The sequence below is a fragment of the Floridaenema evergladense BLCC-F167 genome, assembly GCF_041929205.2.
GTDB lineage: Bacteria > Cyanobacteriota > Cyanobacteriia > Cyanobacteriales > Aerosakkonemataceae > Floridanema > Floridanema evergladense.
The window spans coordinates 1,522,194-1,536,738 of record NZ_CM171625.1; the positions used below are offsets into that span (position 1 = coordinate 1,522,194).

General features: G+C 40.8%; 10 protein-coding genes. 3 read left to right on the forward strand and 7 right to left on the reverse strand.

Going from position 1 to position 14,545, the window contains the following annotated elements:
- Positions 1-70 precede the first annotated feature (70 nt).
- The 6 genes from ACE1CA_RS07100 to ACE1CA_RS07125 all read right to left on the reverse strand — a co-directional run bounded on the left by ACE1CA_RS07100 (position 71) and on the right by ACE1CA_RS07125 (position 8,358).
- Positions 71-1,486 (reverse strand): reverse transcriptase family protein, encoded by a 1,416-nt coding sequence (locus ACE1CA_RS07100; RefSeq protein ID WP_413275660.1) that lies wholly within the window; start codon positions 1,484-1,486, stop codon positions 71-73.
- Positions 1,487-1,515: 29 nt separating this feature from the next.
- Positions 1,516-2,412 carry a hypothetical protein gene (locus ACE1CA_RS07105; RefSeq protein ID WP_413275659.1) on the reverse strand — a complete coding sequence of 299 codons (897 nt, stop codon included), beginning with the start codon at positions 2,410-2,412 and terminating at the stop codon, positions 1,516-1,518.
- A gap of 284 nt (positions 2,413-2,696) precedes the next feature.
- Complete coding sequence (locus tag ACE1CA_RS07110) at positions 2,697-4,340, reverse strand: SWIM zinc finger family protein (RefSeq protein WP_413275658.1); 1,644 nt, start codon at positions 4,338-4,340, stop codon at positions 2,697-2,699.
- A gap of 8 nt (positions 4,341-4,348) precedes the next feature.
- Complete coding sequence (locus ACE1CA_RS07115; RefSeq protein WP_413275657.1) at positions 4,349-4,471, reverse strand: hypothetical protein; 123 nt, start codon at positions 4,469-4,471, stop codon at positions 4,349-4,351.
- Between the two features lie 6 nt (positions 4,472-4,477).
- Positions 4,478-7,666 (reverse strand): HEAT repeat domain-containing protein, encoded by a 3,189-nt coding sequence (locus tag ACE1CA_RS07120; protein WP_413275656.1) that lies wholly within the window; start codon positions 7,664-7,666, stop codon positions 4,478-4,480.
- A gap of 353 nt (positions 7,667-8,019) precedes the next feature.
- Complete coding sequence (locus tag ACE1CA_RS07125) at positions 8,020-8,358, reverse strand: hypothetical protein (protein ID WP_413261062.1); 339 nt, start codon at positions 8,356-8,358, stop codon at positions 8,020-8,022.
- Between the two features lie 462 nt (positions 8,359-8,820).
- Between ACE1CA_RS07125 and ACE1CA_RS07130 the strand changes: the two genes are divergently transcribed.
- From ACE1CA_RS07130 to ACE1CA_RS07140, 3 genes are all read left to right on the forward strand, one after another.
- The gene (locus ACE1CA_RS07130) at positions 8,821-9,327 is read left to right on the forward strand and encodes an HNH endonuclease (protein WP_459563545.1); all 507 of its coding nucleotides are present in this window, start codon (positions 8,821-8,823) and stop codon (positions 9,325-9,327) included.
- A gap of 19 nt (positions 9,328-9,346) precedes the next feature.
- On the forward strand, positions 9,347-9,736 hold the full coding sequence (locus ACE1CA_RS07135; protein WP_413275654.1) for an alr0857 family protein: 390 nt from the start codon (positions 9,347-9,349) through the stop codon (positions 9,734-9,736).
- Between the two features lie 443 nt (positions 9,737-10,179).
- Entirely contained in the window at positions 10,180-11,049 is an 870-nt protein-coding gene (locus tag ACE1CA_RS07140) for an XDD3 family exosortase-dependent surface protein (protein ID WP_413275653.1), read from the forward strand.
- A 217-nt stretch (positions 11,050-11,266) separates the two neighbouring features.
- Here the strand turns inward: ACE1CA_RS07140 and ACE1CA_RS07145 are convergent, their stop codons facing one another.
- Positions 11,267-14,509 carry a PAS domain S-box protein gene (locus ACE1CA_RS07145; protein WP_413275652.1) on the reverse strand — a complete coding sequence of 1,081 codons (3,243 nt, stop codon included), beginning with the start codon at positions 14,507-14,509 and terminating at the stop codon, positions 11,267-11,269.
- Positions 14,510-14,545: the final 36 nt, after the last annotated feature.

Sequence of the window (14,545 nt, forward strand, 5' to 3'; positions counted from 1 at the left end):
ATACACAAGTGTAGGATAGCGAATAGGAAAAACTTAAAAAAATTTATGTTCAGAGACAAGGTTACAAAAATTAAGGCTTTTTCCTTCCATATTTCTCTTTAATTCGTTCAATTTGTGCTTGGAATTCAGCGCCTTTTTCGGGATTAATCATCGAAACATAGTTAGTAAACCCTTGAATTGAAGTGAGTAAATTTCCCGAATGTCCCCAATGTTTCCCCGCTAAACCATCTTTTTCTATTTGATACAAAGTGGCGCGAAAACGTTTTAAAGTTTTTTTATCAACATTGAGTTTAGAGTTAACAACCACTCCAGTAACATCCTGCTGATTAGTATTTCGCATAATGCGAGTTTTCTCTTCATTAATGACAAAACCTTCGTGATCGACAATTGATTCAGTACGTCTTAAAATATTGCATATATGTCGGCTAAATTCGCCGGAAGTGGAAAAGGTTAAATCATCGGCGTAGCGAGTGTAAACAAAACCTAATTTTTCTGCCATTTGTTCGAGGCGGCGATCGAGTCTCCGACACATTATATTAGTAATAGCTGGACTCGTGGGCGCACCTTGAGGTAAATGTCTTTCGCTAAGTGCTACATAATAAGTTTTTCCATCTAATTCTACTTCAACAACTTCCGGTTCTGTACAAATTAAACCAAAGATTGTTGCCGCAATATCTGAATAACCTAATGATTGAAAAAGTCCTTTGACTCGTTTGTAAGAAATTGAGGGAAAGAAGTCTTTTAAATCGAAGTTAATAATAACTTCTGCACCGATATGAGGTTGGGCGTTAGTAACAATAGAATAACCTTGGCGAAAGCCATGTGCGGCGTTGTGCAGGGGAACTTTTTCGAGTATATTATGAAGTATCCAATGTTGTGCTTTTTTTAGTCGAGGCATGGGGGCGGAAATTAGACGATCGCCTCTCGTCTTTTTCGGTATTTTGAAGCGCACATAATGAGTAATTGGCGAAGTTTTTCGAGAAAAGGCGAGAAAGCGCAATTCTCCAATACTAATCCCCATTGCATTAGCGATTTCTTGGGCGGTATTATAAGCAGGTAAACCGTAACTTTCTAATCTTTCTTGATTGTATTCAGTATCGTTTAATCCAGCAGAAACGCGATCGCCTAAATAAACTATTTCCTGTGCTTTTCTTTGTCGCCAAGCTTCTGCCCTTTCTTGTCTTTCCCTTTCCCGACGTTCTTTATTTTCCTGACGTTTTCGCTTTGATTCTTCTAAACGTTGAAGATAAACTTGTTTTTTCAGATATGGTTCATTGTGCAGCTGACGATTTTGGCGATAAAGTTCATTAAGTTCTCGTTCTATTTCGCCACGTCTGCGAATCTCATCAGCTGGATCTGTTGGTAATTCGCCTTCTGCGGGCCAAAATCCTAAGCGAATCATTTCTTCTAAAATTACTTCTTCTCTGGAAGTTTGGCGGATGCGATCGTATAATTCTTGGCGAGTTCTAGGTTGTTGCTCAGTCATATCATTTTAGCTTAATTTAGCAGATTTCTTTACATTTTATGTGCCAGCCACAAAGCCAAATTCCGCATATAAGTATGGACATCTTCCAAAGCACGAGGTTCGGTTTTTATAGTGTTTCCCGGAGCTTCATCCACAAAGCTAGGACAACCCATATCCGCATCCCAATTGTAATCACAGAAATGATGAAAAGTTGATTCTGCCACTCCACGCCCCAGTTGATTTCCTTCAGAATCTTTGACACTTTCAAAAGCTACAGCTAAGTTAAATGTTCGCCTTGAAACTAAACTTTTACCCATAGCAATTACCTTGCCATTCTTTGCATCTGGGGCAATTCCTACAGCGCCTTCGTGGGGATGGGCGGGGAAAAATTCGATGATTCCTGAAGGCAAATCGGGATTTTTTAATAGTTCGTGAATGGGTGCAACAGGGATAATTTTTTGATAGTCGCCGTTGCGTCCAGAATGATAGTTAGGCCAAGAAATATAACTAGTATAAATATCATCGACACAGCGCCGAGTTTCATCTGGATCGGGATTTTTAGTTTGGAAATAATGGGCAACGCCAATTATCGGAATATCGCAAATAGAACAACCCAAATCTTGATGATCTCGCGTTGCTAAAATTCCCCCTCCACGCTTATTAAATGCCTCAATTCCGGCAATATCTTGCTTGGTTAAACCATCACCCACATCAACAGCAAATAACCATAATTCATCAAAATCCGAATCACCCAAATTACTTAAAACTGGGTCATTTCCTTGGGCATCAGATTCTCGATCTCTTGCTGTTACTTGAAATAGATAATTTCCGGCTTCATCTTTGACAGAGGCGAGATAATCTCTTAATAGCGAGAAACGGGCAATACTCCAATCATCTTCAGTCGTGGAAATGGTAGTTTGCAACAGAATTTTAATTGGTTCGCTCATAATCTCTGCCATCCAAACTGATTAAATTAAGCAAAAAATAAAACGCTATTACCAGTAGGTTTCCCCTTCGTAAACATCTCAGGACTAGATCGCTCAACTCCAGCCTAGTCCAGGTACCCTCGCTCATTAGTTTCACGGAAACCAAACCGGAATAGCGAGGGTACCTGAGACTAGGCACAGTCAAGAGCGGGCTAGTGATGCGTGGGCGGACTAAGCGCAAGGACAGCGATCCACTGCCCAGAATGCAAGGTTGTTGGTGCCTACTGGTATAGCGAATTTGGAAGTTACCTGCGTTGACGAAAGTGATGTGTTCTTAAAGCCAAAATGTGTTCACATGGGCCTTTGAACAACTTATTTTGTAAGTGCCAATTGCAGGTACATTCTGCTTGAATTATACGCTGATCTGAGTCGATCGTCAAAGAGGGATTATAAGTTTTTTCCTGATCTTTGACCACACCTTGCAAAACCAAAACATTAGCAGCATCGCTAGTACAAGAAGTAACTTCGACCGCATTTTGACTTAAAAAACGAGTCGCTTTTTCCTCTCTTTCATTAGCAAATCGTAATTTCTCCATTGGTAGCGGTTCGCGACTTAATTCCCGCACGCGATATACTTGCTTGTTTAAGTCAAAAATTGCACTACCAGCTTGCGTGTAACTACTTAATGCACCGAGAACTACAGAACGGTCTAAGTTCAATCTACGGGCAAGCACATCGGGCGTTTCTGCCCAATTTTGTTTTAAAGCGTTGAAAATTTGCTGTTTTGTCAAGTTATCCACTTCGGCGCGAGGTGCCATCAAGTCAAAGTTCCCCGCTTGCGCCCAATCGTTTGTTGTCCATCCCGACAAACCCAAGGTAAAGGACAGATCGCCCAAATCTGCAACATAAAAGGAAGGCATCCCCGTACCGAGTAGATAAACGGTAAACTTTTTCGCAATGGGAATCAAGCGTTCCAAGATGTGCAAGCGACGGCGACCCCAAACGCGAATTACCTGTTCGTCATTTCCCAAGTAGGGAGAACGGGAACAGACAACCTCAATATTCCAGGGTTCAAACACTACCCGTACAGGTTGCCCAGGTGTTAGATGATACCGCATTCCTCTTGGCCCTTTCTTTTCTTTGTGTCGCCGCAAAACGAAACAAAGATTGTGAATATCCATTGGGTGTAAATCGAATTTTGTGGCGGGTAAAGACATGGCGGAACTTACTTGTAAAAAACCCCTTACCCAGCTATCTGGTAAATCGATTTTGACTTCTTTAAATGATTCTTCGTTAGTAGTTTGAACTTCAAAACCTGAAGGATCGACTTCTAATTTTGTTGTCTTGTAATTGCGGATTTTCTGAAACTCATTGTACAAATCGTGAGAGTAATCGATGTTAGTTGTTCCGCAAGCAAATTCATCGATATTTTTAAAGACTTCGTAACTTGCGCCGAGTCGCCCATAACTTGATTCATCGACACTGAAACATTCAAAAAATATTTCGTCTGGGTGAACTGTAATTACTGGATCGAAGAGAAAGTAAATGTCTAATTCTTTGCGGAATGCGTATTGACGAAATTTTTCTCTAGCATCATAGTATGGTTTGAGGCGTTGATAATGTTGATTGTACAAATTGTTCAATTCCGTCCGCAATTCCTGCATTCGGTTAACAATTTCTTGCCTTTGTACCGCTACTTTTTGCCAGTCAATTTCTAACTGTTTCGCCGCCCATTCTTTATATTCTGTTTTATCTTTTGGTTTGAAACGCAAGTCGGAAACAACTACGTCATGTAAGGCGCTAATTGCTTCTCGAAAAGCGATATTTTGGCGCAATTCTCCGATGAAAAATGTAGGTTCGCGCTTGGTGTCGGGGGAGAATGACATCTGAGTGCGATCGCCCTTATCGACAACAGCAGTACTTCCTTTGTAAGCGTAATTTACTTCCATAGCAATTGTTATCCTTGAATAACTACAGTGTAACGATAATTCATTTTTTTAAACCGCGAAGGACGCAAAGGACGCAAAGAAAGAAATGATGAGAGGTTATCTGCTAAGATGCGAAGGAATATAAATTCCATCTGCGTTCATCTGCGTTCATCTGCGGTTTTAAATTCTTTCACTAAAATTGGTAATTCTAAATCTGGATAAGTGCGTTTGATGTTTACCATACATTCGATCGCAGCTGCCTTATCAGCTATTACCATTGTTGCAGATTGTCGGGTCATGATTTCTGCTACTACGGTAGCAGCTTCTAAACTCTTTTGCGCCTCCCCATTCAAAAAAGCAAAAATGCGTTTTTTCGCCACACTTCCCCGATTTACTAAACACAAAACTGTGATAAAATAAGGTGTTAATTCCTCCAATTTTTCGGGATCGTTAACAGCGTAATTTTCCAAATAGTTGGTGACAAATAACTGCATATCTGTTGCTGGGTGTTCGCTAAATTTTAGCAAATACTCTTGTCCGTCAGCTTCTTGAAAATAGCGAGTTACCAAGTTTCGCCCAAAACTGCGAACTTCTTCTTTGATGCTATCGCAGAGAGTAATTAACACGCTGGGTGTCAAATCTTCCGCAGTAAAGAAAGTATTGAATAAGCGAAAACCAAATTCTTGACTATCTTCCCATTTACTTTCAACTATTCGCACGCCAGATAACATTTCTGCTTCATTTCCCCGCAAGCGAGGCAAGCTTTTCAGAAATATTTCTCGCGCCGCTTCTCTCACAGCTAAAATTTCATTATCCGCCAGTTTAACTATTTCCATTGTTTCAAATTCTTCTGCCCATTTATCAGCATTGGCGATGATTACATACCCTGCTAATTCCTGAGTTGCAGAAGATTTCGCTTTTAGCAATCTCAAAGCAGTATCTTTGCTAATATTTGTCATCCATTCTGGTAAATCTTCTTTCAAGAAACGAACGAGATATTGACAAACTTCTTCTTTTGTTTTTGATATCATTAAAAGATCGATCGTTTCCGTTGCTAACCTAGCGGCGAAGTCAGAATGATCTACTGCGAGGCGGCGAATAACTGGGCGAATGGCGTTACGAATATCGGCTAATTCATGAGTTGCCATTGCGATGAGCAATGAATACTGATTTAATAAAGTTGAATCGGGAAGTTGTCCAAAAATTCTAATCCCAAGTCCGCGAATTGATTCGTATTCTGAGACTATTAAAGAATCGATTAATCCGGGTGGTAAATTTGCGGCTGGTGTTTCATGATTTAAGAGGATTCTTGCGCCTAATTCTTGCACTTCTAATACAGGATGTCTCAGTAAATCTTGAATAATTGACATTCCCAAAGTGCGTAACTGCGGAGTAAAACAAGTTAGGAGAGTTTCCGCGATGTCTTTTGCTTTTTCCCCTGCGTCGTTGGGTAATGCTAAAACTTCGGTGATGATTTTAACGATTAAAAGTTTTGCTGCATTCTCATTGAGAATTGAAGAATTGAGGAGTTGACGGGCGAATTGGCGAGTATCAGCAAAAGGATTAATGACTAAAGCAGTGATAAAATTAGCATCAGCGAGAAAGGGTTCTCTTGTTTCTTCAATCCAGCGATAAGCTGTGGTTCTAGCTTCAGGAATTACACAACTTGCTAAAGCTAAAACTAATTCTAAATTAGGTGCGGCAGAGTTGTAAAGACTTTGGGCTAATTCAAAGGCAAATCTCGCTGTGATTTCATAAGGTTTACTCAGTAATTTAATGATTGTTGCTGTGTCTAACTCTGTGCAAAACTGAGAACATTCGCGCAATGCTTTGATGGCGAATTGATGTACTGGTTGGCAGTTACTTTCTAATAATAAATTCAACAATTCTGTAGGTTGTTGTTCCCAAAGTTTCGGGAAAGCTTCTTCCCGTACATTTGGTTCTGGATCTCCTGGTTTATAGTTTTCTTTACATAACCACGCTTTGTTATTTTCTTTGTATTCGTAACGGGGGCTGTTTTCATAAAGGATGTGATTAAATGTGAGATAGCCAGCGTAGATATCCCAGCTTTTACTAATAGTAATATTCTCCCAATTATCGTTGAATCTTTGCCATTGAGAGACAGTTGTTGTTTTGACTGGTTGTGCATCATTATCGGAATATTGTAAAAGAATGTTAGCAGCAATTTTCACGTAATTATCATCACTGATTTCTCCTAATTTTTTTAGGGTGCGCCAAACCCTACTTTGTAGATAATCACGAGTTAAACTGCTGTAAGCAATTCTTGAATTAGGGCTTTTTAATTCTGCTGAAATCTCATCATTAGCAACTTGATACCATTGCCTTGTGTCAGGATTATATTTGTAACCGTATCTTACTAATTCACCAACTTCTGGAATATTTATCCGATAACGATCGGTACGAAAATTTGCCTTCTCTTTTTCAATCCGGTAAGCTATAATTCCAAAAACTTCTGCATCTAAACGATATTCAGCTACTTTGAAAATGTGGCGAATCTGTTTGAAATAGTTCGGTTTAAATGGTGCGGTTCGCAGAATTTCTAAGAGTGCGGGACGGACATTTTCGTTATTAATTTGGTAGATGGTATCGAGGACGGCAAAACCTTGGTAATCGCAACTCTGTAGATATGCTTTTAAGAGGTTGGCAAATTCTGTTGCCGAACCATTTTTAGCTGTTTCTTGTAATAGCTTGGGTAGTTCGGCTATTTTTTGCGATCGCAAATTCCCCTTCTCTGCTTCCTCCGAAAGTTTAAATGCTGCTTCCCAAGAAATTCGCCGCACGAATTCGGGAGTTTGGGGATTTTGATATAACTCTTTTAAAGCGGGTAAAGCTTTTTTATCACCGCAGTTTCCTAACGCCCAAGCAATGCAATAATCCCTTAAAGGTTCGTCTGTACCGATAAGTTCTACAAGTGAGGAAACTGCTTCTTTAATTTTTAATTCTCCGGCTCGCCAAATCACTCTTTCTAAAGGCCAATTTTCCTCTTCCTGTTCGGCAAGTCGATTTAAAATCGCAGTTTTACGGGCTTTATTTGGATCTGAAGATTTAGCTTTTTTCGGTGCGGGAGTTTCAGCAACTCCAGTGTTGCTAACATCTTGATAGCCTTTTTTTGTCTTTTCGCTGACTAATTTCTCAAAAACTTTTTCAGCTTGGGCTAGAGTTACTGGTTGCTCGGTTTTTACTCCTTCTTTGAGGGTAGCGCCTCGGCGACCGTAGCGGAAGTTTACCACGTATCGATCGCCCCCAACCAAACAAAGATCGACTTCATAAACTTTGTCGGAAGTTCCTTCTTGGTAATGAAGGGTGGTTCGCTTAATTAGTTGCATCGTGGTTCTTCCTGTGTCGAAAATCTTCCATCCCGCCAGGGACTCAAGTCCCTGGCTAATAGCTTAAGTCCTCTGAAGAGGACTGAAAAGAGACATTTAATCCAATTTAATGTAACGCAGATTAGATCCCCCCTAACCCCCCTTACCAAAGGGGGGAACCGGATTCTAAGTCTCCCTTACCAAAGGGGGAACCAGATTCTAAGTCTCCCTTACCAAGGGGGAGAACTCCTTTCAAAGTCCCCTTGGTAAGGGGGATTTAGGGGGATCAAAATGTATAAGGTCATAACTAGCTATTTATATTAATTTAATTATTTTTGTAAACCGGGGATTTGGTTCCCCGGCGAGATGGGTGTTTAACCTGCTGCCAAACTTTCGACGCTGAGTGGCACCAATTCTCCTTGGCGCGTAAGTCCTAATAACATGGGTTCTTGGGGTTGAATAAACTGTCCTGTGAGTACGCAGCGTTCTTCTTTTTGGGCTGTGGCGGGTATACTGGCTCTGATATCCAATTTGGAAAATTGGGGTTTGTACGAACCTGATTTTTGTTGGACGTAATTCCAGAGAATTTCCCGAATTAATGCCTGATATCCCTGATTGCCAGCCAGGTCTTTCAGTCTATCTTTCAATTCTCTCTCTAAACGAATGCTGGTAACGTCCATTTCGGTGGTTGAGGTACGAGTTAAGGCTTGCATGAACTTTTCTCCAAAAAAGGGTGGACAAATCTATAATACAAGTGTAGTATTTAAAAAGTAAGATTTCTAAGTTACAGCTTTCAAAAACTACTCCAGTGATTTACCAACAGTCTCTTTCCACTCAAATGCCTTCTTTCCCACGCTTCGACGGTGGCAAAACAGCTACCTGGCGTGCTGGAATGGGTATAGGGGTGGATTGTCTGTTGAGGGGAATCTATATTTTTGGAGAACGAGGTATTTCGGAAGATGGCGATTTTATTAGTGTCGCCAATCATCAACGTAATCTAAAAGCAAATTTACCGAGACGAAGCGGGAGGTACAGGCACAGAATAACTGTACCTGCATAAACAAGAAGAATCAAAAACCTTCTGACCCCCGCTTCTAAGTAAACAAAGAGGCGGGGGTTTTTAAATAAGGAGTTGAATCGTGACGATAGCTTCGCAATCGCAGATACGCAATCCAATGGATGTATTAGGACAGTCGGTGGTGGTTTTTTCGCAGAACTACTTGCCGATGAGTCGAGTCAATATTAAACGTGCAGTTGTTTTGTTGGTGACTGGTAAGGCGGAACCTTTGGATCTGATTAAGGGTAAGACTTTGCAGATTCGATCGCCTTCGCAGGTGTTTCATGTTCCACAACAGATTCGTCTGACTGTTACTAGCAATGAACGATTGTGGAAAGTGCCTCCGGTGAATCGGCGTGAGGTTTTGCGGCGGGATCATTATAGCTGCCAATACTGCGGTAGTACTAAGAATCTGACGCTGGATCATGTGATTCCCCGATCGAAGGGCGGAAAACACAGCTGGGATAACGTAGTTATTGCCTGCGAAAGGTGTAATTCTCGCAAGGGCGATCGTACTCCTTTACAAGCGGGAATGCTATTGCGAAGTCAACCGAAAGCGCCGATGCACCCAGCAGTCTCTTTTGCCGAACAGTTCTGGCGCGAACAGCAAGAAAATCTGGAATAAAAGCGGGAGAAACCCGATAATGCTGAAACTCACTTACACCGAAAATGGCTTTAATTTAGAGCGTCTGGCACAATCTCTAGAAGATTGGGTCACGGCACGGGTGATTCTGTCCCTCCGCGCTGGTTGGCATATTTGCGTTGAACCGAGCACTGCTTCGTTCTTGCTACCTGCTGATTTGCCAGGGATTGAACGTCTGGAAATTGAGGCAAGACGCGAAGATTCTGAAATTGTCTCTGTAAGTGCTTGCGATGTCGATTATGTCGAAATTAGTTTGCGCGGCAGCTGGGTTTCGGCAAGTTCTGAGAGCGATGAGGGAGTTTTTGTCGTCACGATGAGCGATCGAACTGAATTCTTTTTGTTTAAGTTGTGGCAGCAAGCGCAAATTGTCGCTTCCTGCGTGAGTGAATAATTAATAGTTTTTTGAAGTTCTGGGGTGAGCTTTTTGGCTCACTCTTTTTTTGTTTTATCCCAAATCCGGCTTAAAAAACTTAGTTATTTCTCAAGTTGCTTAGGGTAGGAAAAGTGCGATCGCCCGCTCCTCTTTTCTTGACTGAAAACTCAGTATATTTATCAAAGTCACGGGTTTTACTTAGGCAACGTTTAGGGAAATACGGAAAAATTCTAGGTTTTATGCGATAAATACTGATAGTAAGTCAAAATTAAATTTATCTCTCAGTAAAAACTCTGTAAAACTTCTAGTTGAAATTGCACAGATAAGCAGTTAAATAAGCCCCAAACTTTCATTATAAATTTACAGAAAACACCAACTTCCCTGATTTTAATTTCATAGTTAATTGATTAGATTATTAATAACAAAACATTAGACTTCATTACCTATCAGGAGAAGAACAAATGAAATTTACAAGCACAAAAATTCGCTCTTTATTAGGAGCCGCCGCTGCGAGCATTTGTCTTATTTCTGCTACTAGTCAGCAAGCTACTGCCGGACAACTACATAATGGCTGGAACTATGGCATTGATGCTTTGAATGATGGCTCTGGCGGGTCAAGCTTTGAAATTAAAGGCATGGCTATCAAAGAAACGGCTGATAGCATTTTCGTTGCACTTACTGGTGGTATGCCTTTGACAGGAGTTACTAACGGCGGCGCTGCTGATGGAAACATTGGTTGGGGAGACTTATTCTTCAACTTTTCCGGGCAGAATTTCCAAACTGCAAGCAATACAAACAGTTTGTTTGGCATTCGTTTTGCTGGTGCTAATGATTCTTTAGCTGCCAGTACTGGAGTTTACAGTAATGTTAAGGCTGCTAGCGTTACAGGAGTGAATCACGGCTACAACAGCTTGAACCAATACTATAACAGTGGTTTTAATAGAACCAATACTCAAGGTACAGACTTGTCAACAGCACAAGCTGCTTACAACTACTTCGGACAAACTACACCAATTCTGAATGTCATCAGTTCAGGTACGAAGGTGGGTGATATTACAATGCTCACTGCTTCTCAGTTGACTGCTGCGGGTCTTAACTTTGGTCACTTTAGTGCAGCTGGTACTCAAATGATCGGATTCCAGTTTAACCGTTCTTTGTTGGCTAGCGGTAGCTATCTTGCTAATGTGTTTGTTGAGTGTGGTAATGATGGCGTTGCACTGGCAGGAAACTTGGCGCAAGTACCCGAACCTTCTGCTATAGTTGGTTTAACTTTGGTAGGCTTGAGCGCTGCTGGTTCTATGCTCCGCAAGCGTCGCTCAGTTGTTAAATAACAGATTTTTTCTGCCGATGAACTAGGTTTTGAGATATGGTGAGAATGCAGAAATCTTGATTTATATCCGGTCTTTTTGATTGACTATAGATTGCCATGTTCTCAAAAATTTTGCTATTTTTCTTCAGGGTATGCTACTACATAATCAATTTATTAAAAAAGCGATCGCTAAAACCAGCGGTAGATCTGAATCTGTTCTACCGCTTTTAAATTATGAATTATAAATCTGTTGCTATTTGCGGAATCGTAAAATAAAAAGTACTGCCTTTTCCTAACACGCTTTCTACCCAAATCTTTCCCTTGTGCTTTTGGACGATCGTTTTACAAATAGCTAAACCTAAACCTGTTCCACCTTTTTGACGGGAATCAGAAGCATCAACTTGTTGAAAACGCTCGAAAATACTTTCTAACTTTTCCGGTGGTATTCCTCTTCCTTCATCTTCTACTGAGAAGCGAATCTCAGAATCAGAAGTTTCATGATTTACTAACTCTGCTTTCAACCAAATAGTACTACCAGGGGGAGAAAATTTGATGGCGTTACTGAGTAAATTAGTGATTACTTGAACGATCGCACCAGAACTCACCCATAAATTAACATGAATCGGCGCAACTTTAATCGTAATCAATGCTTGATTGGCAAGAGTTTGCACTGATTCAACTGCCTGTTTCATCAACTCACTTGCACTGCATTCTTCTAGTAATAATTCGAGACAACCTGATTCCAGACGTTCCAAATCTAAAATATCATTTACCAACTGCACTAGGCGAGTGCTATTATTCACTGCCATTTGTAAAAAATGCTGGAACTTCTCTGGTTGATTGTCAAATCTTCCCGATTGAAGTAACCCTAAAGCGCCACAAATTGAAGTTAGTGGAGTGCGGAGTTCGTGACTAACTACGGAAATAAATTCATCTTTGACTCGTTCTGCTAATTGCAGATCGCTAATATCTTGAATTTGGGAAACACAATACAACGGAGTACCATTTTCTTGAGATCGGATTACAGATGTACTTTGAATTGTCCAAATCACCTTTCCTTGTTTATGGATGCAGCGTTTTTTCATTTGAAAAGAACGCTGTTTTCCCGATAGCAATAGCTGTATATTTTCCTCGATCGCATAGAGATCTTCCGGGTGAGTAATCGAGCAAAAAGTTCGTTGTAATAATTCCGTTTCCCTGTAGCCAACTATCTCGCAAAGTGCCTGATTAACCTCCATAAATTCTCCATCCAAGGCAACTAGTGCCATGCCAATTGCCGCATCATCAAATGCTAACCGAAATCTAGCTTCACTTTCGCGCAAAGCGGCTTCGGCACATTTGCGATCGCTAATATCTTGCACGATTCCATGCCCAACGATCTCTCCATTGTCTCGCTTTTCTAGCAAAGAACGTCTCGCCAATAACCACTTCAATTTACCAGATGGCGTAATCACTCGCCATTCATAAGAAAACGGCTCAAAGGTGCTAAGATTTTGACGCACAGCAGAATTATAGGCTTCCACATCCTCTGGATGCCATTGTTTAGAAATGAGAGAAAAATCTGCTAAAGCTTGCTTAGGTTTGATTTCTAATATTTCTTCAACAGCTGCACTAATATATTCCAGTTGAGTAGATCCATCTGGCGAATGAGCAATAGTGTAAATAATTCCGGGTACGTTAGCTGCCAATTGTTGAAATCTTGCTTCACTTTCTCTTAATGCCCTTGTTTGTTCCGCGACTTGTTGTTCTAATTCTCGTTCATAGTTGGCTCGTAGTTGTTCATTTTGTCGCCGTTCGGTAATGTCTTGAAAAGCATTGATCGCATAGAGTACTTTACCAGATTTATCAAAAACCGGAATGGTGTTAACTTCGATCGGCACTCGTCGTCCATCTACCTTAACTTCCATATCATCAATATAAATTGCTTCCCCTTTTAATCCTCGAATTGCCGGAAGTTTTTCCGTTGGGTAATACTCATTAGTACCTGCTAGATAAAGCTGATAAACTTCGGAAAGTTTTTCCGCAGGAGTTGGTGTCACTCCCGGCGTTAAGATTTCTTTGCCTTTATTATTAACAAAAATCACTTGTCCAGAGGGAGCATGAACGCTCACGCCAACCGGAACGCTATCCAAAAAAGTTTCTAGGGTTTGCTGATTCTCTTGTAGTGCCTGGAAAGAGGTGTTAAGCTGAGTCATCATTTGATTAAATCCAACTCGTAAAGCATCAACTTCTTTAATCCCAGTAGGAGAGAGTGGTGCTATGGGTTTTCCGGCAGAAAATTCTTGAGTGCAACGGTTCAGTTTCTGAATGGGTTGAGTAATTTTCCTTGCCGTCCACAATCCCAGTAAAATGGAACTCATCAGGGCTAAACCGCAAAGTAGTGCGGTGCGATAAGTATTTGCTTGAATTTCGCCGATAAAGTCCGATTCTGGGACTACAATTACGATTAACCAATCTATTCCCAATCGATCGCGAAATGGTATCACTTGAACAAATTGTGTGGCATTGTTTTGTTCAATATCAATCTGTTCAATGTTATTAATTTGGGTTAAACTTCCGAAACGTTTGGTTAATTGTCGAGTTGTTTCTCGAATGATGGGATTTGTGCTTTCTGTGGCTTTAGTGCGCTGCAATTTTCCGGCTTGGGATGTGAATAAGGGATAGTCGGTGGAACTAGCAATTAGTAATCCCGATCGCTCAATCATAAAAACTTGTCCAGATTGACTAATCTGTAGAGTTGATAGAAATTGATTGAAATGATTGAGCGTAATATCAGTTGCTACCACTCCCTGAAATTTGCCGGAACTGTTATAAACGGGTAATCCCGCAGAAATTCCTAAATAATTTTTTTGGCTAACAAATTGGTAAATGGGGCTCCATGTTGCCTTACCTGCTTGTTTGGGACTTTGATACCAAGGTCTGATTCTGGCATCATAATTTTGAGTAATGATTTGGGTTCGGATCTTGTTACCTTGGTCATCAACATCAGAAAAAGAAAGGATGCCTTTGGCGAAGCGTTGGGTGCGATAAACACTAAATAAGGGATTTTTATACCCGGAACCAATCATACCCCCGCGTTCGTTGGCGATCGCTATTGTACTAACTGAAGGAAACCGCGAGATTTGTTGCCAAAAAAACTTTTCTAAAGTTGCTGTGTCTTCGGTCTGGAAGTTAGGTATAATTTCTAAACGAATTGCATCAGCGTTGAGTTGGTTCACTAGATGGGGAATTGCCAAGGTTTTGTCTAAGTAAAGTGTGGTGCGATTCCCAACTTCTCTCATCAACTGATGAGCTAAATTTTCTACTACTCGCTGTCCGCTGCGAAAGGATAGATAACCTACAAGCGTTACTGCACCTACAGTTTGCAACACAAAGGGAACCACCAACACCCATCGCAACGGAATGTTTAACTTTGGGTGAGAAAGGCGTTGGGGAAAGGCGATCGGCATAACAGTTAAATCGAGAAGGAGAAATAATTGCAATCTTAATAGTTTTGATTATTCTCCAAAATTTTCGTT

Excerpts from the sequence above, each read along its gene's own strand:
- ACE1CA_RS07100 (WP_413275660.1), bottom strand. The coding sequence starts at position 1,486 with ATGACTGAGCAACAACCTAGAACTCGCCAAGAATTATACGATCGCATC.
- ACE1CA_RS07105 (WP_413275659.1), bottom strand. The coding sequence starts at position 2,412 with ATGAGCGAACCAATTAAAATTCTGTTGCAAACTACCATTTCCACGACT.
- ACE1CA_RS07110 (WP_413275658.1), bottom strand. The coding sequence starts at position 4,340 with ATGGAAGTAAATTACGCTTACAAAGGAAGTACTGCTGTTGTCGATAAG.
- ACE1CA_RS07115 (WP_413275657.1), bottom strand. The coding sequence starts at position 4,471 with ATGGAATTTATATTCCTTCGCATCTTAGCAGATAACCTCTCATCATTT.
- ACE1CA_RS07120 (WP_413275656.1), bottom strand. The coding sequence starts at position 7,666 with ATGCAACTAATTAAGCGAACCACCCTTCATTACCAAGAAGGAACTTCC.
- ACE1CA_RS07125 (WP_413261062.1), bottom strand. The coding sequence starts at position 8,358 with ATGCAAGCCTTAACTCGTACCTCAACCACCGAAATGGACGTTACCAGC.
- ACE1CA_RS07130 (WP_459563545.1), top strand. The coding sequence starts at position 8,821 with ATGGATGTATTAGGACAGTCGGTGGTGGTTTTTTCGCAGAACTACTTG.
- ACE1CA_RS07135 (WP_413275654.1), top strand. The coding sequence starts at position 9,347 with ATGCTGAAACTCACTTACACCGAAAATGGCTTTAATTTAGAGCGTCTG.
- ACE1CA_RS07140 (WP_413275653.1), top strand. The coding sequence starts at position 10,180 with ATGAAATTTACAAGCACAAAAATTCGCTCTTTATTAGGAGCCGCCGCT.